Annotated in this window: 30 protein-coding genes; 20 read left to right on the forward strand and 10 right to left on the reverse strand. The window is 61.6% G+C overall.

The window, feature by feature from the left end; all coding sequences use genetic code 11:
- The 10 genes from atpD to VMH34_09675 form a co-directional block, all read left to right on the forward strand.
- A partial coding sequence (gene atpD / locus VMH34_09630; protein HTT09035.1) for a F0F1 ATP synthase subunit beta occupies positions 1 to 1,398 on the forward strand: 1,398 nt, incomplete at its 5' end.
- 29 nt (positions 1,399 to 1,427) lie between these two features.
- Complete coding sequence (locus tag VMH34_09635) at positions 1,428 to 1,850, forward strand: F0F1 ATP synthase subunit epsilon (protein ID HTT09036.1); 423 nt, start codon at positions 1,428 to 1,430, stop codon at positions 1,848 to 1,850.
- Between the two features lie 110 nt (positions 1,851 to 1,960).
- The gene (gene glmU, locus VMH34_09640) at positions 1,961 to 3,337 is read left to right on the forward strand and encodes a bifunctional UDP-N-acetylglucosamine diphosphorylase/glucosamine-1-phosphate N-acetyltransferase GlmU (protein ID HTT09037.1); all 1,377 of its coding nucleotides are present in this window, start codon (positions 1,961 to 1,963) and stop codon (positions 3,335 to 3,337) included.
- Positions 3,321 to 4,130 carry a nitrilase-related carbon-nitrogen hydrolase gene (locus VMH34_09645; GenBank protein ID HTT09038.1) on the forward strand — a complete coding sequence of 270 codons (810 nt, stop codon included), beginning with the start codon at positions 3,321 to 3,323 and terminating at the stop codon, positions 4,128 to 4,130. Before glmU ends, VMH34_09645 begins: the two co-directional genes overlap by 17 nt.
- Positions 4,131 to 4,146: 16 nt before the next feature.
- Complete coding sequence (gene rraA, locus VMH34_09650; GenBank protein HTT09039.1) at positions 4,147 to 4,626, forward strand: ribonuclease E activity regulator RraA; 480 nt, start codon at positions 4,147 to 4,149, stop codon at positions 4,624 to 4,626.
- 15 nt (positions 4,627 to 4,641) lie between these two features.
- Positions 4,642 to 5,472 carry a carbon-nitrogen hydrolase family protein gene (locus tag VMH34_09655; protein HTT09040.1) on the forward strand — a complete coding sequence of 277 codons (831 nt, stop codon included), beginning with the start codon at positions 4,642 to 4,644 and terminating at the stop codon, positions 5,470 to 5,472.
- 55 nt (positions 5,473 to 5,527) lie between these two features.
- Positions 5,528 to 5,785, forward strand: a complete 258-nt coding sequence (locus VMH34_09660) for a PepSY domain-containing protein (protein ID HTT09041.1) — start codon at positions 5,528 to 5,530, stop codon at positions 5,783 to 5,785.
- Positions 5,786 to 6,463, forward strand: a complete 678-nt coding sequence (locus VMH34_09665; protein HTT09042.1) for a response regulator transcription factor — start codon at positions 5,786 to 5,788, stop codon at positions 6,461 to 6,463. It abuts the gene before it with no gap.
- A 23-nt stretch (positions 6,464 to 6,486) separates the two neighbouring features.
- Positions 6,487 to 7,848: an ATP-binding protein gene (locus tag VMH34_09670; GenBank protein ID HTT09043.1), complete on the forward strand. Its 1,362-nt coding sequence runs from the start codon at positions 6,487 to 6,489 to the stop codon at positions 7,846 to 7,848.
- A gap of 78 nt (positions 7,849 to 7,926) precedes the next feature.
- Entirely contained in the window at positions 7,927 to 8,307 is a 381-nt protein-coding gene (locus tag VMH34_09675; protein HTT09044.1) for a hypothetical protein, read from the forward strand.
- Positions 8,308 to 8,314: 7 nt separating this feature from the next.
- On the opposite strand, the gene VMH34_09680 is transcribed toward VMH34_09675, so the two are convergent.
- Complete coding sequence (locus VMH34_09680; protein ID HTT09045.1) at positions 8,315 to 8,668, reverse strand: hypothetical protein; 354 nt, start codon at positions 8,666 to 8,668, stop codon at positions 8,315 to 8,317.
- A complete protein-coding gene (locus tag VMH34_09685) occupies positions 8,658 to 9,383 on the reverse strand; it encodes a gamma-glutamyl-gamma-aminobutyrate hydrolase family protein (GenBank protein ID HTT09046.1) in 726 nt (241 codons plus the stop codon). The genes VMH34_09680 and VMH34_09685 overlap by 11 nt, the downstream gene beginning before the upstream one ends.
- Positions 9,384 to 9,609: 226 nt before the next feature.
- Here VMH34_09685 and VMH34_09690 point away from each other — a divergent pair, with 226 nt between their 5' ends.
- From VMH34_09690 to fabA, 5 genes are all read left to right on the forward strand, one after another.
- On the forward strand, positions 9,610 to 11,121 hold the full coding sequence (locus VMH34_09690) for an amino acid permease (protein HTT09047.1): 1,512 nt from the start codon (positions 9,610 to 9,612) through the stop codon (positions 11,119 to 11,121).
- A 146-nt stretch (positions 11,122 to 11,267) separates the two neighbouring features.
- Positions 11,268 to 12,635: a glutamine synthetase gene (locus VMH34_09695; GenBank protein ID HTT09048.1), complete on the forward strand. Its 1,368-nt coding sequence runs from the start codon at positions 11,268 to 11,270 to the stop codon at positions 12,633 to 12,635.
- Positions 12,636 to 12,645: 10 nt separating this feature from the next.
- Complete coding sequence (locus VMH34_09700) at positions 12,646 to 14,037, forward strand: aldehyde dehydrogenase family protein (protein ID HTT09049.1); 1,392 nt, start codon at positions 12,646 to 12,648, stop codon at positions 14,035 to 14,037.
- Between the two features lie 37 nt (positions 14,038 to 14,074).
- Positions 14,075 to 15,253, forward strand: a complete 1,179-nt coding sequence (locus VMH34_09705; protein ID HTT09050.1) for an iron-containing alcohol dehydrogenase — start codon at positions 14,075 to 14,077, stop codon at positions 15,251 to 15,253.
- Between the two features lie 79 nt (positions 15,254 to 15,332).
- On the forward strand, positions 15,333 to 15,869 hold the full coding sequence (gene fabA, locus VMH34_09710) for a 3-hydroxyacyl-[acyl-carrier-protein] dehydratase FabA (GenBank protein ID HTT09051.1): 537 nt from the start codon (positions 15,333 to 15,335) through the stop codon (positions 15,867 to 15,869).
- On the opposite strand, the gene VMH34_09715 is transcribed toward fabA, so the two are convergent.
- Genes VMH34_09715 through VMH34_09730 form a run of 4 tightly spaced genes read right to left on the reverse strand, consistent with a single transcriptional unit; the run spans position 15,866 to position 19,162 of the window.
- Positions 15,866 to 16,444, reverse strand: a complete 579-nt coding sequence (locus VMH34_09715; GenBank protein HTT09052.1) for a tetratricopeptide repeat protein — start codon at positions 16,442 to 16,444, stop codon at positions 15,866 to 15,868. The two genes, fabA and VMH34_09715, sit on opposite strands and share 4 nt — an antisense overlap.
- Positions 16,441 to 17,727: a glutamate-1-semialdehyde 2,1-aminomutase gene (hemL, locus tag VMH34_09720; GenBank protein HTT09053.1), complete on the reverse strand. Its 1,287-nt coding sequence runs from the start codon at positions 17,725 to 17,727 to the stop codon at positions 16,441 to 16,443. The genes VMH34_09715 and hemL overlap by 4 nt, the downstream gene beginning before the upstream one ends.
- Entirely contained in the window at positions 17,724 to 18,374 is a 651-nt protein-coding gene (gene thiE / locus VMH34_09725; protein ID HTT09054.1) for a thiamine phosphate synthase, read from the reverse strand. The genes hemL and thiE overlap by 4 nt, the downstream gene beginning before the upstream one ends.
- Before the next feature lie 8 nt (positions 18,375 to 18,382).
- A complete protein-coding gene (locus VMH34_09730; GenBank protein ID HTT09055.1) occupies positions 18,383 to 19,162 on the reverse strand; it encodes a hydroxymethylpyrimidine/phosphomethylpyrimidine kinase in 780 nt (259 codons plus the stop codon).
- Positions 19,163 to 19,218: 56 nt separating this feature from the next.
- On the opposite strand from VMH34_09730, the gene VMH34_09735 reads away from it, so the two are divergent.
- Positions 19,219 to 19,389, forward strand: coding sequence for a rubredoxin (locus VMH34_09735; GenBank protein ID HTT09056.1), 171 nt, complete (start codon positions 19,219 to 19,221; stop codon positions 19,387 to 19,389).
- Between the two features lie 7 nt (positions 19,390 to 19,396).
- Here VMH34_09735 and hemJ read toward each other — a convergent pair whose 3' ends face one another.
- Both hemJ and VMH34_09745 read right to left on the reverse strand, forming a co-directional pair.
- Complete coding sequence (hemJ, locus tag VMH34_09740; protein ID HTT09057.1) at positions 19,397 to 19,822, reverse strand: protoporphyrinogen oxidase HemJ; 426 nt, start codon at positions 19,820 to 19,822, stop codon at positions 19,397 to 19,399.
- A 9-nt stretch (positions 19,823 to 19,831) separates the two neighbouring features.
- Complete coding sequence (locus VMH34_09745) at positions 19,832 to 20,338, reverse strand: TlpA disulfide reductase family protein (protein ID HTT09058.1); 507 nt, start codon at positions 20,336 to 20,338, stop codon at positions 19,832 to 19,834.
- Between the two features lie 355 nt (positions 20,339 to 20,693).
- On the opposite strand from VMH34_09745, the gene argC reads away from it, so the two are divergent.
- From argC to erpA, 4 genes are all read left to right on the forward strand, one after another.
- Positions 20,694 to 21,725, forward strand: coding sequence for an N-acetyl-gamma-glutamyl-phosphate reductase (gene argC, locus VMH34_09750; protein HTT09059.1), 1,032 nt, complete (start codon positions 20,694 to 20,696; stop codon positions 21,723 to 21,725).
- Positions 21,726 to 21,753: 28 nt separating this feature from the next.
- A complete protein-coding gene (locus VMH34_09755) occupies positions 21,754 to 22,494 on the forward strand; it encodes a DUF6776 family protein (GenBank protein HTT09060.1) in 741 nt (246 codons plus the stop codon).
- Between the two features lie 69 nt (positions 22,495 to 22,563).
- On the forward strand, positions 22,564 to 22,995 hold the full coding sequence (locus tag VMH34_09760) for a polymer-forming cytoskeletal protein (protein HTT09061.1): 432 nt from the start codon (positions 22,564 to 22,566) through the stop codon (positions 22,993 to 22,995).
- A 45-nt stretch (positions 22,996 to 23,040) separates the two neighbouring features.
- A complete protein-coding gene (erpA, locus tag VMH34_09765; protein ID HTT09062.1) occupies positions 23,041 to 23,385 on the forward strand; it encodes an iron-sulfur cluster insertion protein ErpA in 345 nt (114 codons plus the stop codon).
- A 29-nt stretch (positions 23,386 to 23,414) separates the two neighbouring features.
- On the opposite strand, the gene VMH34_09770 is transcribed toward erpA, so the two are convergent.
- Entirely contained in the window at positions 23,415 to 24,542 is a 1,128-nt protein-coding gene (locus VMH34_09770) for an anhydro-N-acetylmuramic acid kinase (protein HTT09063.1), read from the reverse strand.
- 30 nt (positions 24,543 to 24,572) lie between these two features.
- Entirely contained in the window at positions 24,573 to 26,180 is a 1,608-nt protein-coding gene (locus VMH34_09775; GenBank protein HTT09064.1) for a peptidoglycan DD-metalloendopeptidase family protein, read from the reverse strand.
- Positions 26,181 to 26,183 lie beyond the last annotated feature (3 nt).

Consider the following 26,183-nt stretch of genomic DNA (forward strand, 5'->3'; position numbering starts at 1 on the left):
ATCGGCGCGGTCGTGGACATCCAGTTTCCGCGCGAGCACATGCCCAACATCTATGACGCGCTGACGCTGGACAAAAGCGACGAGGCGTCCTTCGCCGAGTTGGGACTCACCTTCGAGGTGCAGCAGCAACTCGGCGACGGCGTGGTGCGCACCATCGCCATGGGCTCCTCCGACGGTCTGCGCCGCGGCATGAAGGTCACCAACAGCGGCGCGCCGATCTCCGTGCCGGTCGGCCACGGCACGCTGGGCCGCATCATGGACGTGCTCGGTCGCCCGATCGACGAGCGCGGTCCGGTCAAGACCGACGAACGGCGCTCGATCCACCAGGCGGCGCCCGAGTTCAAGGAATTGTCGCCGTCCGTCGAGTTGCTGGAGACCGGCATCAAGGTCATCGATCTCATCTGCCCGTTCGCCAAGGGCGGCAAGATCGGCCTGTTCGGCGGCGCCGGCGTCGGCAAGACCGTGAACATGCTGGAGCTCATCAACAACATCGCCAAGGAGCATTCGGGCCTGTCGGTGTTCGCCGGCGTCGGCGAACGCACCCGCGAGGGCAACGACTTCTACCACGAAATGTCGGAGGCCGGCGTCATCAAGCTGGACGATCTGAAGGAGTCCAAGGTGGCGATGGTGTTCGGCCAGATGAACGAGCCGCCCGGCAACCGTCTGCGCGTTGCGCTGTCGGGGTTGACCATGGCCGAGGCCTTCCGCGACGAAGGTCGCGACATCCTGTTCTTCGTTGACAATATCTACCGTTACACGCTGGCCGGTGTCGAGGTCTCGGCGCTGCTCGGCCGCATGCCCTCCGCGGTGGGCTATCAACCGACATTGGCCGAGGAGATGGGCAGACTGCAGGAGCGCATCGTCTCCACGAAGACCGGCTCGATCACCTCGGTGCAGGCGATCTACGTGCCCGCCGACGACTTGACCGATCCAAGCCCCGCGACCACCTTTGCTCACCTGGATGCGACCGTGGTGCTGTCGCGCGACATCGCCTCACTCGGCATTTATCCGGCGGTGGATCCGCTCGATTCCACCTCGCGCCAGGTCGATCCGAACACGATCGGCGAGGAACACTACAACACCACGCGCGCGGTGCAGGCGGTGCTGCAACGCTATAAGGAATTGCGCGACATCATCGCCATTCTGGGCATGGACGAACTGTCGCCCGAGGACAAGCAGGCCGTGGCCCGCGCCCGCAAGATCCAGCGTTTCCTCTCGCAGCCGTTCACGGTGGCACAGAACTTCACCGGCACGCCGGGCAAGTACGTGTCGCTCAAGGACACCATCAAGGGTTTCAAGATGATCGTCAACGGCGAACTGGATCAACTGCCCGAACAGGCCTTCTACATGGTCGGCGGTATTGAAGAGGCGATTGAGAAGGCGAAGAAGCTTCAATAACCGGAGCCGAACGAAGAAGGCACATCCAAATGGCAGGCATACACGTCGACGTGGTGAGCGCGGAGGAGTCCATCTTCTCCGGTCCGGCGAAATTCGTCGTGCTGCCGGGCGAGGCGGGCGAACTGGGTATCCTCCCCCAGCATGCGCCGCTCATCACCCGCATCCGTCCCGGCACGGTGGAGATCGAGAAGGAGGATGGCGACAAGGAACTGGTGTTCGTCAAGGGCGGCATCCTGGAAGTGCAGCCGCACTACATCACCGTGCTTGCCGATACCGCCATCCGCGGCCGTGATCTGGATGAGGCCAAGGCCCAGGAGGCCAAGAAGGCGGCCGAGGAATCGCTGCGCACCGCCAAGGACAGGCAGGAAATTGCCACCGTGCAGGCCGAGCTATCAATTCTGGCCGCGCAATTGCAGGCCATACAGAAATTCCGCAAGTACAAAAGAAGTTGAGCCCTGTGTGCCGGCGGATTTTCCGCCTTCACGCTTGCGCGTACAATAGGGTTGATGTTTAACCACCGCTTTTTCCACCGGGTCGGGTCCATTCTCAGCAGCGGTTTCTTATGGGCTTGAGCGTCGTCATCCTTGCGGCGGGCCAGGGCAAACGCATGCACTCGCGCCTGCCGAAGGCGCTGCACGCCCTGGCCGGCCGGCCGCTGCTCGAGCACGTTTATCACAGCGCCGCGCAACTGCCGCGTGCCCGCATATTCATCGTCCACGGACACGGCGGTGAGCGGGTGCGGGAGTCGCTGGCTGCGCTCAAGGCGCAATGGATTGAACAGCGGCAACAACTCGGCACCGGCCACGCCGTCCGCCAGGTCCTGCCGCAACTCAAGCCCGGCGATACCGTCCTGATCCTGTACGGCGACGTACCGTTGATCACGGCCCACACCTTGGCGCGGCTGGTGGACGCCGCGGGCGATCGCGGCGTCGGATTGCTGACCGCAACCTTGAACGACCCCTCCGGTTACGGCCGCATCCTGCGTGACAAAAAGGGCGGCGTCACAGCCATCATGGAGGAGCGGGACGCCGATGAGACGCAGCGCGCCATACGGGAGGTGAACACCGGCATGATGGCCCTGCCCCGCGCCGATCTGGAGCGCTGGGTCTCTCGGCTCGAGAATCGCAACAGCCAGCGCGAATACTATCTCACCGACATCATCGCCATGGCGGTGAAGGAGGGCGCGCCGGTGGCGACCATATCGCCCGATTCGGTTTACGAAGTCATGGGCGTCAATGATCGCGTGCAACTGGCGGAACTGGAACGCTACTATCAGATAGTGCAGGCGCAGCACCTGATGCAGCAGGGCGTGACCATCGCCGATCCGGCGCGCTTTGATCTGCGCGGCGAGCTGGAGGTGGGCCAGGACGTATTCATCGACATCAACGTGGTGCTGGAAGGCAGGGTCAGCCTGGGCAACAACGTCCGCATTGAGGCCAATAACGTCATCCGCGATGCCCGCATCGAGGATGACGCCGTCCTCCTGCCGAATTGCGTCATCGACGGCGCGATCATCGGCAGGGGCGCGCGCGTCGGTCCCTTTGCGCGGCTGCGTCCGGAGACCGCGCTCGCGGAGGACGCCCAGGTCGGCAATTTCGTGGAGGTGAAAAAATCCCGCATCGGGAAAAGATCAAAGGTGAATCACTTGAGTTACGTCGGCGACACCGAGATCGGGCACGATTGCAACGTCGGCGCCGGCACCATCACCTGTAATTACGACGGCGCAAACAAGCACAGGACGATCATCGGCAACGACGTTTTCATCGGTTCCGGCACGCAACTGGTCGCGCCGGTTAGGGTGGGCGACGGCGCGACGCTGGGCGCGGGCACGACGCTGACCCGCGACGCGCCGCCGCGGCAATTGACGATCAGCCGCGCCGGGCAGCGCAGCGTGCGGAGCTGGAAACGCCCCGCGAAGAACCGTGCCAAGAAAAAATAACGAATTAAAGACGGGGTATTTTCAATGCAGGCCGCGCTTCGGCCGCGTGCGTGATAATCTGGGGCGGGTCGTGCGCGCGCTGCGCGATGTGCGGGCCGATCTCATCGTGCTGCCGGAACTGCCGTTTACCGGCTATCATTTCCGTAATCGGAAGGAGGCGCTGGCGCTGGCCGAGGATCCGCGCGATTCCGACACGGTGGCGGCGCTGACAAGGCTTTGCAAACAGAAACGCATGCATATCGTCACCGGGTTCGCCGAACGACGGCGCGACAAGGTGTTCAACAGCGCGCTCTTGATCGGACCCCGGGGGCTGCGGCATGTCTACCGCAAGCTGCATCTGTTCAAGGATGAGAAATCTTGTTTCGATCCTGGCGACATCGATCTCTCCGTGCAATCCGTCGACGACTGCAAGATCGGCATGATGGTCTGCTTCGACTGGGCCTTCCCGGAGGTCGCGCGCACGCTGACGCTGCGTGGCGCGCAGGTGCTCTGCCATCCCGCCAATCTGGTGCTGGCCTACTGTCAGCAGACCATGCTGTCCCGCTGTCTTGAAAATGGCGTTTTCGCCGTCACCGCCAATCGGATCGGCGTGGATCGGCGGCCGCACGGCCTGCTCAAATTCACCGGCCGCAGCCAGATCGTGGCGCCCAACGGCGGGCTGCTGCATCGCGCACCGGCGGCGCGGGAGGAAGTTTATACGTCCACACTGGACATGCATTTGGCGGAGAACAAATGGCTGACACCGCGCAATCACCTGCTGCGCGACCGGCGTCCGGAATTCTACCGCGCATGAGCTCCATGGAATTCCGATGAACTTTACCACGCCGGATTTGTACGACGCCCACGAGAAGGAAGTGCGCGTGGCGGAACCGCTGTTTCGCGATTACGGCGGCGCGGCATGTTTCCACGGACCCGCCGCCACGGTGAAGGTGTTCGAGGACAATTCACTGGTGCGCGCCGCGCTGGAAGAGCCTGGAAAAGGCCGCGTGCTGGTGGTGGATGGCGGCGGTTCGCTGCGCTGCGCCCTGGTCGGCGATCAGCTGGCGTTGCTGGCGAAAAAAAACGGCTGGGCGGGGATCATCGTGCACGGCTGCATCCGCGACTCTGCGGAGATCGGTCGGATCAACATCGGCGTCAAGGCCCTCAATACGAACCCCAGAAAGAGCGTGAAAAAAGGCGCCGGGGAGCGCAATGTTCCGGTGACCTTTGCCGGCGTCACCTTTGCCCCCGGCGCGCACGTTTACGCCGATGAGGACGGCGTGCTGCTCTCGGAGCGAATACTTTTATAAGCCGCGAGGCGCGTCATGTCTTCCACATTCAAGGTTGCCTGTGTGCAAAACTGCGCCGATGATGATCTCGGAAAGAACATCGAGCAGGTCACGGTGCTGACGCGCGCGGCCGCGGGTGCAGGCGCCGCACTCGTCTGTCTGCCGGAACACTTTTCTTATCTAGCTCCCAGTGATGGGCAGTTGCTGGAAAACGCATTAGCCGAGGAGGATCATCCGGCACTGAAACATTTTCGCGGTCTGGCCGGTGAGCTCAAGGTCTGGTTGCTGCTGGGATCACTCGCCATCAAACTCCCGAGCGGGCACATGAACAACCGCTCCTACCTGCTGGATGACCGGGGCGGGATTGTGGCGCGCTACGACAAACTGCATCTCTTCGATGTGAGTCTCAAGACGGGGGAGAGTTACCGCGAGTCCGCGACCGTGGAGGCCGGCGATAAAGCGGTCGTGGCGGCCACGCCGTGGGGTAAAATCGGCATGAGCGTCTGCTACGATGTGCGCTTCGCGTATCTATACCGCCGCCTGGCGCAGGCCGGGGCCATGTTCCTGTCCATTCCCGCCGCCTTCACACTCACCACCGGCCAGGCGCACTGGCATGCGCTTGTCCGGGCGCGGGCCATCGAGACGGGAAGCTATGTCTTCGCGCCGGCGCAGTGCGGCGTGCGTCGCTGGGGCCGCGCCACCTTTGGCCATTCGCTGATCGTGGACCCTTGGGGCGAGGTGCTGGCCGATGCCGGCGATGGGCCGTGTTTCATCAGCGCGGGCGTGGACGGTGCCCGCGTCGATGAGGTTCGTCGCATGATCCCCGCCTTGACCCATGATCGCCCCGTGCCACCGATCAACAGCTGAGACGGGGTTCGCGGAGTTCAGTACGCATTCATGCGGTCATGCTAGGATGAATGCCATGCGCAGAGCGTTTGTTTTTTTCATCCTCTTGGCGGTGTCCTGTCTGATGACTGGAACATCGGCGGTGCCGTTGTTGCTGGCCCAGGGGGCGGTGAGTCCGGATGAAGCCGCCGCCATTGCCGGCAAGCAGACCGGCGGCCGGGTGCTGGGCGTGGAATGGGGTGAAGGCGCGGGCGGGCCGGTCTACCAGGTGAAGGTGTTGAAAAAGGACGGCAGTGTCACGAAGGTACCGGTGCCGGCCAGGGGCAAAAAATAAATGCGCGTGCTGTTGATTGAAGACGAGGCGCCGTTGCGCGAACAGATCACCGCCCATCTGCGTGCCCAAGGCTATGCCGTGGACGCGGCCCCCAACGGCAACGACGGCTGTTTCATGGGCACTGAATATCCCGTCGACGTGGCGATAGTCGACATCGGCCTGCCGGACATCACCGGTGTGGAGGTGATCCGGCGCTGGCGCAAGGCTGATCGTCGCTTCCCCGTCTTGATCCTGACCGCACGCAGCCGCTGGCAGGACAAGGTCGAGGGGCTTGAGATCGGTGCGGACGATTACCTGGTCAAGCCGTTTGAATTCGAGGAATTGACCGCGCGCTTGCGGGCGCTGGTGCGCCGCGCGGCGGGCTGGACCGAATCCGCGCTGACCTGCGGGCCGCTGGTGTTGAATACCGGCGCGCAACAACTGCGTGTGAACGGCGCGTCGGTCGAGCTCACGGCCTTCGAATACAAAATCATCGAATATCTGATGTTGCATGCCGGCGAAGTGGTGTCCAAAACCACGCTGGCCGAGCATGTGTACGAGGAGGACACTGATCGCGACTCCAACGTGCTTGAGGTCATCATTGGTCGCCTGCGCAAGAAGATCGATCCCGACAAATCCCTGAATCCCATAGAGACATTGCGCGGCCGCGGGTATCTGTTGCGTCTGCCGCGTAGTTAGAAATTCCCCACCGGGCGGACAAAATGCGTTCGCTTTATGCCCGTCTGCTTGCCGCCGCGACCATTGTCGTGGCCGGTTTCCTGAGTCTCACCGGCCTTGCCCTCGATCAGGCCTTTCGCGAAAGCGCGTTGACGGCCATGCGCGACCGCCTGCAGACGCAGGTATACATGCTGCTTTCCGCCGCCTCGTTCGACAAGCCGGACAAACGCGTGATGCCTGTGACCCTGCCCGACCCGCGCCTGTCCACGCCCGGTTCCGGTCTGTATGCCCAACTATCGCGGGATGACGGCACCCCGGTATGGCGTTCCAATTCGCTGCTGGGGAACGGCCTGCCGCCGACCACCGTCGGCAAGCCCGGCATGTTTTCGTTTTATGAGGCCAATGCCGCGGACGGCACACCGCTGTTCGAACTCGCCTTCAAGGTGCGCTGGGAGGCGGGCAAAGGCGCCCCGCACAACTACATTGTTCAGGTGGCGGAGACCGCCGCCAGCTATGAAGATCAATTGAGCAGCTTCCGCCGCAGTTTGCGTGGCTGGCTGGCCGCCGCCGCCGCCGTGCTGCTTTTGATGCAGGTGCTGATCCTGCGGTGGGGATTGCGGCCGTTGCGGCAGGTGGCCGAGGAGGTGACACGGGTGGAAAACGGAAAACAGGCGGAGATCCGCGGCGATTACCCCACCGAACTCGGCGGCCTCGTGACCAATCTCAACGCGTTGATCCGCAGCAGCGCGGCGCATCTGGAGCGCTACCGGCGGTCATTGGGCGACCTCGCGCACAGCTTCAAGACCCCGCTCGCGGTGTTGCGCGGTGCCGCCAGCGGTGAAGGTGCGCCGGAGGAATTGCGCCAGGCGGTGAAGGAGCAGGTGCGCCGCCTGGATCATACCGTGGCCTATCAGCTGCAGCGCGCGGCCGCTTCCGGCCGGCGCGCGCTGGCGGCACCGCTGCCGGTCGCGCCGCTGCTCCAGAAGGTTCAGCAATCACTGGCGAAAGTCTATGCCGACAAACACCTGCAGATGGAGACCCGGATGAAGCGACCGGTGGAGTTTTTTGGCGATGAAAGCGATCTATTGGAAATCCTTGGCAACCTTGCCGATAACGCCTGCAAATGGGCGCGGCGGCAGGTACGCATCACCGTCAGGACGGCGGGGGGAGAAAGCGCCACCCGCCCCGGCCTCATTATCGAGGTGGAGGACGACGGGCCGAGCATTCCGCCCCGGGAATGGCAGCGTATCTTCGAGCGCGGTTACCGCGCCGACACGGCGGTGGAAGGACATGGCATCGGCCTGGCGATCGTGCACGATCTGGTCGGCGAGGTTTATCACGGCCGGCTGGAGGTGACTCAAAGCGACTTGGGCGGCGCTTGCGTGCGCGCCCATCTCAGGTTCTGAAAAAGACGGTTAAGCGGACGTTCAACACGTCCCGGGCAGGCTGGCCGGAAATTCAGTTCTGGAGACAGGAGACTGACCATGTCGCACCGAAGTCGCGCGCTTGTTGTGGGATCCCTCATGACGTTATGCACCGCCGCAGCGCTGGCGGCGTCGTTCCCGCCGTGGCGGCTTCCCGAAGCGGCGCCACCCGCGACCCGACCGTCTGGTTGTGATCATGGGCGTATCGGCGGCTGGGTGGGCGGTACGCTGGGCACGTGGATTGGTTTGCGCATGGGACGGCACCACGCTGATCATGACGGTAACAACGTACCGGCTGCAGCCTTCGGCGCGATGTTCGGCTACTGGCTCGGCACGGAAATCGGCCGTTCCATGGATCGGGAGAATCCCCGCTGTCCGAATGTGCTTCCACCACGCGGTGCTGTGAGCACAGCCACGCCGTTGCCGGCCATCGGCATTTGAGTCCGCTTTATTTCCCTTTCTCGGCGTCGAGGTGAAAACGGTGGAGCGCCCGATGGATGACGGGCGCAAAGATGACGCCGGCGATGATAACCACCGCCAGCCCGCTGTAGATCGCATAGAAACCGGCAAAAAGTTTTCCTCCCTCCGTGGCCAGGGATGTCAGGGGGCCCATCCCCGACAGGATCATCGCGGCATTGGCAAAGGCGTCAATCCAACCCATGCCTTCGAAATGATGGTAGCCCCACATGCCGGCGCCCAGCGACAACGCGATGATGCCAAGACCGGCCGTCGTGCTGAGCAGCAGGCGGCGGGCGAAGGCGGCGCGGGAAAGCAACGGCTTGCTTTTGTGTTCAAAGATCATTGCCGCGGGCGGCGTTCACAATCGCGTCGAATAGCCGCTGCTGCGTGGAATCGGTCGCGGCGGTCAGTTCCGGGTGCCACTGCACGGCGATGAGCCACGGATGTTCCGGCATTTCAATCGCCTCGACGGTACCGTCCGCGGCGTGCGCCACCACGCTGAAACCGGAGGCGACATCGCGCAACGCCTGGTGGTGCCATGAGGCAATCTCGAATTCCAGCGCCTCGGTGATCTGCGCGAGTTTGGAGCCCGGTTTCACACTGACACTGTGCGGAACAGGCTCGCGTGGCGGCGCGCGGTGCAACACTTTCTCCCCGACCTCATCGGGGATATGTTCAATGAGCGTTCCACCGCGCACCACGTTCAAAATCTGCGCGCCACGGCATATCCCGAGCGTGGGCAGTCCGGCGTCGATGGCATGGCGCCCGATGGCCAGCTCCGCGGCGTCCCGCTCAGCGTCTATGGCGTAGTTCAATGGGTGGGCTCTGCCGCTGTAATGTTCCGGATCGACATCACCACCGCCGGTCAGAATGATGGCGTCGATCACATCGATCAACTCCCGCCAGCGCTCCTCGCCGGGCGCGAGCAGCACCGGTACGCCGCCGGCGCGGCGCACCGCCTCCAGATACTCGGCGGGCAGGGTGTAGCGGTTGTCGGCATTGCGTCCATAGGTGGTCAGCCCAATCAATGGATGCCTGTAGGGTGATTTTCCGAGCATGAGGATCGCCAGATTTGAAGAAATCTCCGGCGATTTTAATCTGAAGTTCCCTACACCGAAAGTTGGCATCAGCGCCCGGCTCGCAACGCAGCAATCATTTTTCGCGAACCGCGGTTGCGACTGCAAAATTTATCCCCCATACTGAATTCGTAGGGGGAAGTCATCCACGCTGTTTGTGTGCGGCGTGTCTATCTAATGAAACGGCGGGGTTCCATAAGGGGGGGGCATGGCCAAGAAAAAAGTTGGTAGTGTCGAATATCACGAGGCGGGGGCTGAGTATTTTTCCAAACGGCAGTTGCGCAAACATGCCCGTGTGTGGTCCCTGTGGGCACTCGGTGTCGGTGCGGTTATCTCCGGCGAATTTTCCGGCTGGAACCTGGGGCTGGCGCCGGGGGGGTTCGGCGGCTTGTTCTGGGCGGCCGTCATCATCGGCGTCATGTACGTGGGTCTGTGTTTCAGCATCGCCGAGATGTCGCCGGCGCTGCCGCACACGGGAGGCGCTTATTCATTCGCCCGCACCGCCATGGGGCCTTGGGGGGGATTCGTCACCGGTCTCGCGGAAAACATCGAATACGTCGTCACCCCGGCGGTGATCGTATTCTTCGTGGGCTCCTATCTCAGCAGCATCTTCGGCACCGAGCCGGGTTTTTCGCCGGTGTGGTGGCTCTTGGGTTACATAGTCTTCGTCGGCCTGAATGTGCTCGGCGTGGAACTCTCGTTCAAGGTGTCGGTGTTGGTGACCATACTGGCGCTGGCTGTGCTGGCCATCTTCTGGGTGAGCGCCATTCCGCATTTCGATTTCTCACGTTGGGCGCTCAACATCGGCGTCGGCGCGGACGGGGCATGGGTGGAGTTGCCCGATGGCCACGGACCGTTCATGCCCTTCGGTTGGAATGGCGTGCTGGCGGCGCTGCCGTTCGCGGTCTGGTTTTATCTCGCCATTGAGGAATTGCCACTGGCGGCCGAGGAGTCTCACGATCCCAAACGCGACATGCCCAAGGGGTTGCTCTACGGCATAGCCACGCTCATCATCTGCGCTTTTTTGGTGCTGTTCCTGAACTCCGGCATTCCCGTGCAGGCGGAAGACGGCAGCAAGACGGGCGCCTTTTTCCTCGGCACTTCCGGTGAACCGCTGCTGGATGGTTTCCGCGTCCTCTACGGCCGGCAGGCAGCCAATCTGCTGTCCCTGATCGCGGTGGTCGGATTGATCGCGAGCTTTCATACCATCATCTTCGCCTTCGGCCGGCAGATCTACTCGCTATCGCGCGCCGGTTACTTCCCGCACTGGTTGTCAGTCACCCACGGCCGCCACAAGGTGCCACACGTGGCATTGATTACCGGCGCGGTGATGGGCTTTACCCTGATGCTGGTGATCTTCTACTGGAAAGGGGCAGACAGCGGCGCCATCATCGGCGGCACGTTGCTCAACATGGCCGTCTTTGGTGCCATGATTTCCTATTTCATGCAGGCACTGTCCTACATCATCCTTAAAAATAACTTTCCGAATATCAACAGGCCCTATGTAAGCCCCTTGGGAAGGACCGGCGCCCTGGCGACGCTCATCATCGCCGCCGTCACTCTCTACATGCAGTTGCAGGATCCGGTTTACCAACAAGCGGTGATCGGCACCGCCATCTGGTATGGGTGCGGCATCCTTTATTTCGCCGTGTACGGACGCAAGACGCTGGTGTACTCTCCCGAGGAAGAGTTTGCGGTCAGGCATCGCGGCGGCAGATAGAGATTACCGGAGATTTTGCCCGGCGGTAGTGTAGTAGCGGGACAGGAAGAAGTAACCCGACGGCCGGTGCGCCATCACCGGCCGTTTTTTCTCATAATGACAAGACAAAAAGCGGGCGGTCGCGGCACGAGAAACGGAGCAAGCCTATGAAACCATCAGATGTGAGAACTGTGGCGGATGCCAAGAAGATCGTCGATGAGCGCCGATTGACTCATGTCAAGGTCGGCGTCTTCGACATGGACGGCATCCTGCGCGGCAAATACATGGCCCGCGACAAGTTCTTCGGCGCCCTGGACAAGGGGTTTGGATTCTGCGACGTAGTGTTGGGATGGGATTCCGCCGATCAACTCTACGACAACGTAAAATTCACCGGCTGGCACACAGGCTACCCCGACGCGCCGGTGCGGTTGCTGCCGGCGACCTGCCGCGACATACCCTCTGAACCGGGGATGCTGCTGTTCCTGGGCGAGTTCATGGACGGCGGCGAGGCGATCTGCCCGCGCGGTGTGCTGCGGCGGGTCATCGAACGGGGCCGCAAGATGGGCTATGAACCCTATGCCGGCTTCGAATACGAATACTTTGTTTTCGACGAGACGCCCGATTCCGTGCGCGCGAAGCACTATCGCAACTTGAAGCCGATGGCGCCGGGATTCTTCGGGTATTCCGTCATCCGCAATTCCGTGCATTCGGAACATTATCTGGAGACCATCGATCTCTGCGAGAAGATGCGTTTCCAGCTGGAAGGGCTGCACGAAGAGACGGGGCCGGGTGTTCTGGAGGCGGCCATCGCCGTCGATGAGGGGTTGGAGGCCGCCGACAAGGCGGCGCTGTTCAAGACCTTCATCAAGATTCATGCCCAGCGCCGCGGCCGCATGGCGACGTTCATGGCCAAGTGGTCGCCGGACTGGCCCGGACAGAGCGGCCACATCCACGTGTCATTGAAGAGTCGCTCGCGCAAACCACTGTTCCACGACCCGAAGGGACCGCACGGCATGAGCAAGCTCATGCGGTATTTTCTTGCCGGCCAGCAGCAGCTGCTGCCGGAATTGCTGTCGATGGTGGCCGCGACGGTGAACTCCTTTACCCGCCTGGTGCCGGGGTTCTGGGCGCCGACACATGCCACCTGGGGGGCCGAAAACCGCACCTGCGCCTTGCGCGTCATCTCGGGTTCGGAGAAGGCCCAGCGCGTCGAATACCGGATCGCCGCCGCCGACGCCAATCCCTATCTCGGTCTGGCGGCGGCGCTGGCCTCCGGTCTCTGGGGCATCGAGCACAAGGCCGAACTCGTCGAGCCGGTGACCGGCAACGCGTATGAACAGAGATTTCCCGCCAAGTGGTCGCTGCCCGCGACGCTGTGGGACGCGGCGCAACGGCTGAAGGGTTCGAAGATGGCGCGCGAATGGTTTGGCGACGCCTTCGTGGAGCATTATGCCGCCACCCGCGAGTGGGAGGAGCGGCAATTCCGCAAGGCGATCACCGATTGGGAACTGCAGCGCTATTTCGAAATCATCTGATTTGCGGCCCATGACCGAAGTCCAGCAAACCATTTCGCCCGTGGACGGCCGCGTTTACGTGGAACGCAGGCTGGCGACCGATGCTGAAATCCAGAAGATCCTGGAGCGTGCCCGGGCGGCGCAGGTGAAATGGAGGCATGTGCCGATGGCCGGGCGGGCGGCAATCCTGACGCGCTTTGTCGATGTCTTTGTCGCGAAAAAGGCCCAAATCGCGGAAGAGATTTCCTGGCAGATGGGCCGGCCGGTCAGCCAGTCGCCGGGCGAGGTGCGTGGCTTCGAGGAGCGTTCGCGTCACATGATCACCATCGCCGTCGAGGCGCTCGCCGACATCGACGCGGGACCGAAGGAGGGATTCCGCCGTTTCGTGCGCCGCGAACCGGTGGGCGTGGTACTGACCATCGCGCCGTGGAACTATCCCTATCTCACGTCGGTGAACTCGGTGGTGCCGGCGATCATGGCGGGCAACGCCGTGATCCTCAAACACTCGGCACAGACGCCACTCTGCGCGGAACGTTTCGCGGAGTGCTTCCGGGAGGCCGAACTTCCGGAAGGCGTGTTCCAGTTCGTGCATTGTGGCCATGGACAGATCGAGAAAATGATCGGCGGACCACAGGTTGATTTTGTCTGTTTCACCGGCTCGGTCGCCGGCGGTCATGCCGTTCAGCAAGCGGCCGCGAATCGTTTTATCGGCCTGGGCCTGGAGTTGGGCGGTAAGGACCCTGCCTATGTGCGCCCCGATGCCAATCTGGCGCACGCCGTGGAGAATCTCGTGGACGGCGCCTTCTTCAACTCCGGACAGTCGTGCTGCGGCATCGAGCGCATCTATGCGCACGAGAGAATTTACGATGCTTTTGTCGGCGGATTCGTCAAACTGACACGCGAGTACCGCTTGGGCAACCCCTTGGATCCAAATATCAACCTCGGGCCCATGGTGCGCGCACGTGCGGCCGACTTCGCACGCGCACAGGTGCGTGAGGCCGTCGCCGCCGGCGCCCGATCGCTGGTCGATGCGGGGGAATTTCCCGCCGACCGGGAAGGCACGTCCTACATGGCGCCACAGGTGCTGGTCAATGTGGATCACTCCATGCGGCTCATGATCGAGGAGAGCTTCGCGCCGGTCATCGGCATCATGAAGGTGAAAAGCGACGAGGAAGCCATCAAGCTCATGAACGACAGCGCCTATGGCCTGACTGCCGCGATCTGGACATCGGATCCGGAGGCGGCGCTCTCAATCGGCGACCGTGTGGAGACCGGCACCTGGTTCATGAATCGCTGCGATTACCTGGATCCGGCGCTGGCCTGGACCGGCGTCAAGGATTCAGGGCGCGGCTGCACGCTGTCGCGCGTCGGTTATGAACAATTGACGCGGCCCAAGTCATACCACCTCCGCGTCGCTGTCTGAAATGGTTTTTAAGCTGCTGCGCGCGCATTCATAATTTATGGACATCGATCCAAAAACACTGACTCGCAACTGGAATTATCCGACCTCGGTGCGTTTCGGCGTGGGGCGCATCGTTGAATTGCCGGCGGCATGCAGGGAACTGGGCATGAAACGGCCGCTCCTGGTGACTGATCCCGGGCTGCGCAAACTGCCTATGATTGAAGGCGCGCTGCTTTCATTAAGAAATTCGGGATTGGGCGACAATGTGTTCCCCGACATTCAGTCCAACCCGGTCGGCAGAAACGTCGACGAGGGCGTGGCGTTATTCAGGAACAGCAGCTGCGACGGCGTCATCGCCTTCGGCGGCGGCAGCGCCATTGACGTGGGCAAGACCATCGCGCTCATGGTCGGTCAGACACGGCCGCTGTGGGACTTCGAGGATCGCGAGGACTGGTACACGCGCGTCAATGTCGCCGGCATGGTGCAGACGATCGCGGTGCCGACCACCGCAGGCACCGGCTCCGAGGTCGGTCGCGCCTCGGTGATCCTGGACGAAACCACGCACACCAAGAAAATCATCTTCCATCCGAAGATGATGCCGGCCATCGTCATTTCCGATCCGGAACTGACCGTTGGCCTGCCGCCGCGCATCACCGCCGCCACCGGCATGGATGCGCTGGCGCACAATCTGGAAGCCTATTGCGCCCCCGGCTTTCATCCGCTGGCGGATGGCATCGCGGTGGAGGCCATGCGCCTCATCAAGGACTGGCTACCGGTGGCCGTCAAGGATGGCGGCAATCTGGTGGCGCGCGCCCATATGCTGGCGGCGGCGAGCATGGGTGCCACCGCCTTCCAGAAGGGGCTGGGCGCCATCCATTCCCTCAGTCATCCGGTAGGGGCAATCTACAACTCCCATCATGGCGAAACCAACGGTGTGGTCATGCCGTATGTATTGCTGTTTAACCGTCCCATGATCAAGGACAAACTCACGCGCCTGGCGCGCTATCTCGATCTGAAGCGCCCGGGGTTCAAAGCGGCGTTGAATTGGGTGCTGGAACTGCGCAGGGAGATTGGTATTCCGCACACGCTCGCCGATCTCGGCGTCAGGGAAGGCGATCTCGATCGGTTGGTGCCGATGGCGGTGCACGATCCGTCCACCGGCGGCAACCCGCGGCCGGCGGGTTCACGGGCCATGCGCAAGATGTTCATCAAGGCCATCCGCGGCGATCTGACTTGACGCCGGAAATCGAAACAAAATCCTGAAAGACCGATGCGGTGTTGCCTTCATCCGGTAGCTCCCGTAGTCTGGCAGCCCCATGAACCGCCGTACCACTCATCTAGCCCGACAGTCGTCCTACACCCATGAGGAACTGCTGAACTGCGCCAACGGCATCATGTTCGGGCCCGGCAACGCCCAATTGCCGTTGCCGCCGCTCCTGATGTTCGATCGCATCACCTCCATCACCACGGACGGCGGCAAGTATGACAAAGGCCTGATCCTGGCCGAGCTGGATGTGCAGTCCAAGCTGTGGTTTTTCGACTGCCACTTCACCGGTGATCCGGTAATGCCCGGCTGCCTGGGTCTGGACGCCATGTGGCAGCTGATCGGTTTTTTTCTGGCTTGGCAGGGCGGGCCGGGACACGGACGGGCGCTAGGCTGCGGCGAGGTGGAATTCACCGGCCAGGTCACGCCCGCGAACAAGCTGGTGTCCTACCGCGTCGACATGAAGCGCGTCATCCTGCGCAGGCTGGTCATGGGCATCGGCGATGCCACCATGGCCGTCGATGGCCGCGTGATCTACCACGGCAAGGACTTGCGCGTGGGCCTGTTCACGTCCACCGAGGGGTTCTAGATCGTCTGCTCGCGAGTCTGTGAGTGAGAGGATCGGCGCAGTAGTTCCGCGTTTGTCCGTGCCGAGGGCATCCATGGGTGCAGTTTGAGAGCCGCCTCAAACGCAGCCAGCGCCTTATCCTCCTCATCCAGCGCCAGATAGCACAGGCCGCGGCCCGCCAGCGCGCCGAAATGACGGGGCTCGAGTTTGAGCGTCTGCTCGATGTCGGACAGCGAGGCGAGATAGCTGCCCATGTCGTAGTAGAGGGTGGCGCGCAGATTCCAGGCTTCGGCGAATTGCGGGGCCTCCTCGATGACTCGATTGGCGAGTTCCAGGGCGTGGTCTTGATCGCCGTCTTCCATGGCCTCGGAAGCCTCGACCAGTAAATCCTGGAGGCGGCGATTTTTGTAGGTATACCAGATTTTCCAAATCTCATCCTGAATCTCCAGCGCGCTCGATTGATCCGGCGCGGCCTTCAACTGCGCAAACAGCGCCGGCAGCTGCGGATCGTTTTGATCGGCCCATACCACCGCCGGCGCGAGTCCCAGCGTGGCGATGAACACTGATAACAGCAATAGAGTCCGCCGGGCGATCATGTCCGCAAGCCACGAAGGGCGTCACGTGCGGCGGTCAGTGTCTGGTCCAGTTCGCGTCCGCCGTGCGCGCCGGACACAAATCCCGCCTCGAATGCCGAGGGCGCGAGATAAACTCCCCGCGCCAACATGGCATGGAAGAAACGTTTGAAAAATTCGACGTCGCATTTCATGACCTGCGCAAAGCGGGAGACTTGCGCCTGATCGGTGAAAAACAGGCCGAACATGCCGGCGACGTGATTGGTGGTGAACGGCACGTCCGCCGCGCGCGCTTCCGAGCGCAATCCCTCGATCAGCTTTGCCGTTGCCGCGCCCAGCCGGTCGTGGAATCCCGGTTCCGCTACCACCTCCAGAGTGGCGAGGCCGGCGGCCATCGCCACTGGATTGCCGGACAACGTGCCGGCCTGGTAGACCGGGCCCAGCGGCGCCAGCTGTTCCATGATTTCCCTGTGGCCACCGAAGGCGCCGACCGGTAGACCGCCGCCGATGATCTTGCCAAGGACTGTAAGGTCGGGGCGGATGCCGTAGAGGGACTGCGCGCCGTTGTAGGCCACACGGAAGCCGGTCATGACTTCATCCAGGATCAAAAGTGCTCCGTGACGGTCGCAAAGTTCCCGCAGGCCCTGCAAAAAGCCCGGCGAGGGTGGGACACAGTTCATGTTGCCGGCGATCGGCTCAACGATGACCGCGGCGATCTGATCACCCACGCGGGAGAAGACTTCGCGCGCCTCATCGATATCGTTGTAAGTCAGGGCCAGAGTCAGTTCCGCAAGCGACCGGGGTACGCCCGGCGAGGTGGGTACGCCGAACGTGAGCGCACCCGAGCCCGCCTTCACCAGCAGCGAATCGGCATGGCCGTGATAGCAGCCTTCGAACTTGACGATGCGCTCCCGTTTTGTGTATCCGCGCGCCAGACGAATGGCGCTCATGACCGCCTCCGTGCCGGAGTTCACCATGCGCAGGCGTTCGATGGAGGGCATGGCCTCGCAGATTTTCCGCGCCAGCCGGGTTTCGATCTCGGTCGGTGCACCGAAGCCCAGGCCATCGGCTGCGGCGCGCTGCACGGCGGCGATCACCTTCGGATGGGCGTGTCCGACAATCATTGGACCCCAGGAGCCGACGTAATCCACGTAGCGGCGTCCGTCTGCGTCGATGAGACAAGCGCCTTCACCGCGCTGGAAATACACCGGATCACCGCCGACGTGTTGGAAGGCGCGCACCGGAGAATTCACGCCGCCGACAATGTAGCGTTGGGCTTCGGCAAACAGCGCTTGTGAGCGGCTCATGCGCCCCCTTTCGGTGATGATTGACGAAACAGCGCCTGATACCGGCGTACAGTGCCCGCGATGTCCTTGCTTTCAAAGACACCGCTGCTGGCGGCGAGCCAATGCGCGCCGGCGGCGATCAGTGTGCCACCATTTTCCGGCGTGACCCCGCCGATGGCAACCACAGGCAGCGCCGACTCCGCGCGGGCCTGTCGCAATAATTCCGGGGTGGCGGGCAGAGCGTCGGGTTTGGTGGTAGAGGTGAAGAAACAACCCATTGCGGCATAATCCGCTTCTGTCGCCGCCGCAGCCCGCAACCGATCAATTCGGTTATAGCAGGAGACGCCGATGATGGCCTGCGGTCCCAGGATTTGCCGCGCGCGCGCCACGGATGTGTCATCTCTGCCGAGATGCACACCAGCAGCCCCGGCGGCAAGGGCCAGTTCCGGATCATCGTTGATGATCAAATGCACATTGCTATCCGCGCACAGTTGCCGCAGTCTTCGCGCCTCCTCGATGGAGGCCCGTTTCTTGGCGCGGTATTGCACCATCACCGCGCCGCCGGCCAAGGCCTGCCGCACTTGATCAATGAGAGCTGCGTCGCCCGCCGCCGACTCCGGCGTGATGACATACAGCCCGCGTTCCGGGAGGGGCGTGTCAGTGGACATGACCGTATTCAAATCAACAGGCGCAATGGATGCCACTGGCCCTGGCCCACGTGTTGCGCATTTTTTAATGTGTTCCAGGTGTAATCCAGCGCCCGTTGTGTCGCGTTAGGCACGGGTACGCCCAAGGCCAGATGGGCGGCGAGGGCGGAGGCGAGTGTACATCCCGAACCATGATAGATATGCGGCAATCGTTCGCAGGCAAAGGTATGCGCGCCGGTGTCGTTATACAAGGTGTTCAACACCTGCGGGGTATCCTCATGGGTGCCGGTGATGAGCACGTGCATGCAGCCGCGCCGGCGCAATGCCTCCGCCGCACGCGGCAATTCTTTCTCACCGGTCAGCTTTCGCGCCTCTTCACTATTGGGCGTCAGGACAGCGACATGCGGTAGCAGTTTCAGGATCGCCTCCCGTGTCGGGAGATCGGCGGTGACGTGGCCGCCACCGGAGGCAAGGACGGGATCGAGCACCACCGGACAACCCGCCAGATGGCCAGTAAACAAGGAGGCAAGTGCCTTGGCGATCGAGACGTCCGGTATCAGTCCGATCTTGCAGGCATGCATGGGGATGTCGGCGAGAAGGCGGCCTGCCTGGCGCAAGAAGTCCGTTGCATCCACCGGTATCATGTCAAAAAATTTCTGGGTGTTCTGCGCGGTTAAGGCGGTTACCAGCGTGAAGGCGCGGCAGTGCTGGGCGGAAATGGCCTCGATATCCGCCTGCAGGCCCGCCCCGCCAGTGGGATCATGGCCGCCAATCGAGAGTACACGATGGATGGGACGGGGTGCAGACATTTGCGGAATTCAGTTATGCTGTAAAGGAATCATCGCATCGAACAAAGGTAACACTCATGCAATATAAAAAATACATGTGCATTGTCTGCGGATTTATCTATGACGAGGAAAAAGGCTGGCCGCAGGATGGCATCCCTCCGGGAACGCGCTGGGAGGAAGTGCCGCCGAACTGGAGTTGTCCGGACTGCGGCGCGCGCAAGGAGGACTTCGAAATGGTCGAAGTTTGATCCGATCTCAGGTCGGCTGCACTTCCACCAGAATCACCACTGCGATCAAGACCAGCACGGGGAACTCATTGAGCCAGCGGTAGAACACATGACCATGCCGGTTGCGGTCATGTTTGAAGTCCAGCATGAGCCTGCCCAGATACAGGTGGTAAGCAATCAATACTCCGACCAGTGCGAGCTTGATCTGCATCCAGCCGCTGTGCAGATAAGTGACGGTGTTGCCGCCCAGTAATAACCAGCAGCCGAAAAAAATTGTAAACACGCCGCCCGGCGTCATGATGCCATTGAACAATTTGCGTTCCATGATCTTGAAACGCGCGAGGCTGATCCCATCCCTGCTCATGGCGTGATAGACGAACAGACGCGGCAGGTAAAACAACCCCGCGAACCAGGTGACCATGAAGATGATGTGGAAGGCTTTGACCCAGACCATGCTGTTTGTTCAGGAACCCAGCCAGGTTTGCACTTGACGCCGTACGCTGTCGATGTCGAGTTCTCCAACCACGTGCTTTGCTACGTGGCCATCAGGGGCGATCAGGAAGCTGGTGGGCGTCAGCATCACGTTGTCGAAGTCACGGGCGATCTCACCAGAGGTGTCCAGCGCGATGGTGTAGGGGATTTGTTTTTCCTTTACCATGCGCAGCACCTGGTCGGGCGGATCGTAGGCCATTGCCACGCCGATGATGATGAAGCCCCGGGCGGCTAATTCCTGGTGCAAGGCTGCCAGCGCCGGCATCTCCTTGACGCAGCCCGGGCAACTCGTGGCCCAGAAATTAACCAGGACCGGCTTGCCGGTGAATTGACGAAGCGAAATCTGGTGGCCGTCGATGGCGTTGAAACTGATGGCTGGCGCCGCCTGCAATCCCGGTTTGCTGAACCACAGCCATGCCGTCACCGAAATCACTGCGAGCGCACAGAAAATTAAAACCGCTTGACGTTTTATCGGCATCAACAGATCTCTTGCGGGAGTCAACGCGTTAGACCAAAGGCCGAATACAGATTGCGTCTGCGAGCCCCATACTCAACCATTAGTAGTATTATATTTAAAGTTACGTTCATGATCTAATATTAAAATTTAAGTATCATCTATAACCAATTGCTTTATAAGTAAATTATTATTGACATATTTGCGTGTAATCATTAAGCTTATTTGGTCGTGCCACAAGGCGCGACGTCTAATAATAACGATTCTTTGCATCTTAAAAGCGGCTGCGGCCGCTTTTTTTTGCTTTGGCGGTGAACAAACGAGGGTATAGTACGCCACTTTCCAACACGCATGGCCGGTCAAGCTGAGGATTGAAGTCGTGATACGCGTCGGCATCGTTGGCGGTACGGGCTACACAGGCGTGGAATTGCTGCGCCTCTTGTGTAGCCATCCGGATGTCCGCTTGCAGGTGGTGACCTCGCGGCAGGAGGTGGGCACGCCGGTGGCCGATCTGTTCCCCGGCCTGCGTGGCTACACGGATCTGCGCTATGTGCCGCCGGAGCAGGCGGACCTGAGGGGCTGCGATCTGGTTTTTTTTGCCACGCCCAATGGCACGGCCATGACCCAGGTGCCAGCCCTGCTTGCCGCGGGTATCAGGGTGATCGACCTGGCGGCCGATTTCCGACTGCAGGATAAGACAATGTGGCAGCGTTGGTACGGCCAGCCGCATGCCTGCCCGGAATTGCTGGCGGAGGCCGTCTATGGCCTGCCGGAGATGAACCGGGAACGGATAAAACAGGCGCGGCTGATCGCCAACCCCGGTTGTTATGTCACGGCGGTGACGCTGGGATTGCTGCCGCTCATCGAGGCCGGTATCGTGGATCTCAAGCGCCTGATTGCAGATGCCAAGTCCGGCGTGAGCGGCGCCGGGCGCGATGCCGAGATATATAAGCTCTACACTGAGGCCGGGGATAATTTTCATGCCTACGGCGTGCCCGGACACCGGCACCAGCCGGAAATCATCCAGAATCTGGCGATCCTGGCTGGTCAGCCGGTGGATCTGATTTTTGTGCCGCACCTCGTGCCGATGTTGCGGGGCATTCATGCCACGCTGTATGCCGAGCTAAACAAGACGGGCACGGATTTGCAATTCCTCTACGCGCGCAGATACTCGGATGAACCATTCGTCGATGTCATGCCTGCGGGATCACATCCGGAGACCCGCTCGGTGCGCGGTGTCAACGTGTGCCGGATCGCGGTTCACCGGCCCCATGACGGCCAGAAAGTGGTGATACTTTCGGTCATCGACAATCTGGTCAAGGGTGCTGCGGGACAGGCCGTGCAGAATATGAACCTGATGTTCGGTTTGCCGGAGATACGCGGATTGGCCGTCCCGGCACTGGTGCCCTGAATCTGAAGCCGGAACACGCTATTACTGCATGAACATAAAATCCAGGCTCATCGTTCAACGCCGACCGTCGTTCGTCAAGCAGGGTGTGGTCGCGGTGCTGGGCGGCATGCTGATCATCCTTTTGAGCTGGATGGTGCTCGATTACAGTCATTGGCACTATGTGTATGACCGGATGAAACTCGGCCAAGTGTATAAAAACGCATCGCCGCCGGCCCTGGGGCCGCAGATCGATTTGCAGACCGAGAATCAGACCCTGCGCGAACAGATTGCGATACTGGAACGCAGCGCGCAGGTCGATAAGGAAGCCGTGCAGGACGTGCAAAAGCACTTCCGCGAACTGCAGGATGAAATTTCGGAACTCAGGGAGGAGCTGGAGTTTTACCGCGGTATCGTGGCATCCACCAAACATGGCAGTGGACTGCGCATACAGGGACTGCAATTGTCCGCAACGGGGGAGGCGCAGCAATATCACTACAAACTGGTGTTAACCAATATGGACAAAGGTGATAAGGTTGCCACTGGCAGGGTGAGCCTGAGCGTGGAAGGCCATCTGGGTGGCGCGCCGCAAACGCTGGATCATGCCTCCCTGGCCGGAACGGGCGCGGATGGTCTGCCTTTCAAGTTCAAGCATTTTCAGCGTCTGGAGGGCAACATTCGCGTGCCCGAGGGGTTTGATCCGGCGCGTGTCGGAGTCAGCATACAGGAGGCGGGCGACAAGGACGCGAAGGAAAGCAAGACCTACGAATGGAGCAGAATCATCAGCAAATGAGGCGGCAATGATCGATTCCTCCCGAGTTTTCACGATCGGGAAACAGAAACCATAACCGGGGAGATGACCATGTTGTGGGGTAAGCGCAAAAAAAAGAGACATACCCGAATTGATTCGCTGATCGGCCAGCATTCCCATGTCAGCGGCGATGTCCGTTTCAGCGGCGGGTTGCATGTTGATGGCAGGCTCAAGGGTAATGTCACGGCGGAGGACGAGGAAAGCTCCGTGCTGACGCTCAGCGATCGCGGCACCATCGAAGGCGATGTCAAGGTGCCCTACGTGGTATTGAACGGCACTGTCGTCGGCGATGTCTATGCCCGCCAGCATATCGAACTTGCCGCCAACGCACGGGTCGAAGGCAATGTGTACTATAATTTAATCGAGATGGCGGTGGGTTCGACGGTGAATGGCCAGTTGGTGCATATCTCGCAGGCGGAAAAGGGTATTCAGGCAGCCGCCCATGCGCCGGCGACAAAAACCGGTACAGGGCCAGCATCCTGAGGTGACGGCGCAGCAGTACAGAGGCATGATTTATTCATGACAGAAATGGAGACGACAACGGACAGCCCGCTGGTGTTTACCGACGCCGCGGCGTCCAAGGTGCGACAGTTGATCAATGAGGAAGGCGATCCCGCGTTGATGCTGCGCGTGTTCATCCAGGGTGGCGGCTGTTCCGGTTTCCAGTACGGGTTTACCTTCGAGCAAACCCTGGGTGAAGGCGATACCGTCGTGGAGAACGGCGGCGTCAAGCTGCTCATCGATCCCATGAGCTATCAATATCTGGCCGGCGCCGAAATCGACTACAGCGAAGGGCTGGAAGGCGCGCAGTTTGTGATTCGCAATCCCAACGCCACGACCACCTGCGGCTGCGGCTCTTCATTCTCCGTTTGAGATCCCACGACGCCGGTTTCAGGGCTCCGTCAGTGGCTGGATTTGTCCCTTCCGTAGTAAACCCCGCCCAGCACCGCGTCCGCGCGCGCGCCGGTCACGGAGGGTAGATTTCCAGGCAGGCCTTCCAGCCGGCGGTGCGCCAGCCAGGCGCACAACATGGCCTCGATACAGCGCGGATCATAACCACAAGCGGCGGTGCTCATCACCTTCACGCCGGGCAATGCGCCCTCGATCGCGCGCATCAAGGGCGGATTCATGGCCCCACCGCCGCAAATCAGCAATTCACGCGTGCCTGGCAGTGATTTCAGCACAGCGCCGGCCAGGGCGCATGCCGTCAGCGCCAGCAGCGTCGCCTGCACGTCGGCAGGCCGTAGATTTGGATGTCGCCGGAGGCGATCCTCCAGCCACGGTAGATGAAAATAATCGCGCCCCGTGCTTTTTGGCGGCGGCAGGGAAAAATACGGGTCGGCGAGCAAATCATCAAGCAATGATTCAACAAGCCTGCCGCTGGCCGCCCACTCGCCGTCCGTATCCATTGCCGCGCCCAGATGGCGCGACGCCCACTCGTCGAGCAACGCATTGCCCGGACCGGTGTCATAGCCGCTGACGGGCTGTGTCGCGTCTCGTGGCAACAACGTGACGTTGGCGATACCGCCGAGGTTGGCCACGCAGCGATCCTGATCGGCGCTCCGGAACAGGGCAGCGTGCAAGGCCGGCGCCAGCGGTGCGCCCTGACCGCCGATCGCCAGATCGCGGCGGCGAAAATCGGCGACTGTGGTAATGCCGGTCAAGGCGGCGAGGATGTTCGGATCGCCGGCCTGTACGGTGTACGGCGGCTGCGCCCGCGGTTGATGCAGCAGCGTCTGGCCGTGGCTGCCGATGGCGCGGATTTGATCCGCCTTGACCTTGTGTGCTGCGAGAAGGTCCAGAGCCGAGGCGGCGAAGGCCCGGGCCACATCAACGTCCACCGCCGCGTATTCTGAAACCGTCAACCTGTTTCCTTGCCGCCGGGCCGCGTCCAGGCGCGCGCGCAGCGATTCGGCATAGGGCGTCTCCCGGTAGCCCAGCAACTGCACGACACCCTCCGTGATATGAACCAGCGCGCAATCCGTGGCATCCATGCTGGTGCCTGACATCAGACCTAAATACAGGGGCATGAGAAACCGCGTCTGTCCGGGTGCGGATGTTTAACGTGATACGGGGTTGTCGGTGGCGGCCATCTTGTCTTTGGCCGCCGCGGTATTCGCTGCTTCAGCGGAGGCTGTTCGCCGGGTGTTGGTGATCTCATCAAGCTGCGCCAGCAGCGGGCGGGTCTTCTCCTGAAAATCGGGCAGGTGTTCCGCGGCGACGGGCAGCGACTTGGGCAGCGCGACCTTGAGCGGATCGCGGTGCACGCCGTTGACGCGAAATTCGTAATGCAGGTGCGGGCCGGTGGCGAGCCCGGTCATGCCGACATAGCCGATGGTCTGTCCCTGGCGCACGCTGACGCCCGTCTTGATGCCCTTCGCATAGCCGTTGAGATGGCCGTACACGGTGCTGTAACTGCCGCTGTGCTGGACCATGATGACGTTGCCGTAACCGCCCTGCCAGCCGGCGAAAATGATCCTGCCGTCGCCCGTGGCCTTGACCGGCGTGCCCTTGGGCGCGGCGTAATCCACGCCCTGATGCGCCCGCATCCGGTGCAGGATGGGGTGCATACGCGCACGGCTGAAGTACGAGGTGATGCGTGTGAAGGCCACCGGCGTGCGTAAAAAGGCCGTACGCAGGCTGTGGCCATCCGGCGAGTAATAGGCGGCGCGTCCTTCCTCCTCCTCGTAACGCACCGCGCGATAGGTCCGCCCGTCGTTGACGAATTCGGCGGCGAGAATATTGCCGTCCTTGACCTTTTTGCCGTTCTTGTACAGTTCGTCGTACAGCACCGTGAAGCGATCGCCCGGCCGCAGGTCCAGCACGAAGTCGATGTCATAACCGAACACATCCGCCAGCTGCATGATCAGGTTGTCCGAAAGACCGGCCTTCTGGCCGGCCTCGAAGAGGGATCTGTCGATCGTACCGGTGACGTGTACCGGACGAGCATCGAGTTCTTCTACAACGATCTCGGCGGTGAAATGGTCATCAACACGGGCGACATGCAGCGTCCGGCGGTGATCGATGGGGTGCAGCAATTCCATGAAGCGGTCATCCCTGATCCGAAGGCGCAATTCCTGATTGAGGCTCAAATGTTTGAGCGCCTCGGTATCCTTGCCCAGGCGCATGATCTGATCCAGGTCGCCGGCGTCGAGATCCAGGCGATCGAAGATCAACGCCAGATTGTCACCGTCGCGAACGGTCACTGTCTGCCACTCGTCCTCCTCCTCGTTTTGCGGCGCCTCCGGGCCGATGGAGGATCCATCGCCGGTCGCGGCGGCGGTCTCGATAGGCGCGCTTGGCTCCTGCGGAGCGGGCGGCACGGAAACCGTTGTTGGCTCGGTGAGTGTGTGGGATGGCGGCAATGTGAAGACCAATTTTCCGGAATCATCCGGCGCAATGGTGGTGGGCGACACGGGGGGTTCCGCCGGTTTGCCGATTTCGGCCACAGGCGCCGGTGAGGCAAAATTAGCGGCGGGTCCGCCCAGCTTGCCGTAGGCCATGCCGACCAGCAACGCAGTGGCGGCGGGGGCCAGCAGATACAGCAAATGGCGGCCGCGCGCCGCGCGCCGCTTCTCGTAGCCGCGCCAGTCCAGGCGAATTTTGTAATCGTATTTTATATGCCGGATGATGGTCACGCTCAGGCAGACCCCGGAATTTGCCGTCAAAAC

Source organism: Gammaproteobacteria bacterium (genome assembly GCA_035501935.1).
Lineage (GTDB): Bacteria > Pseudomonadota > Gammaproteobacteria > JAJPIJ01 > JAJPIJ01 > JAJPIJ01.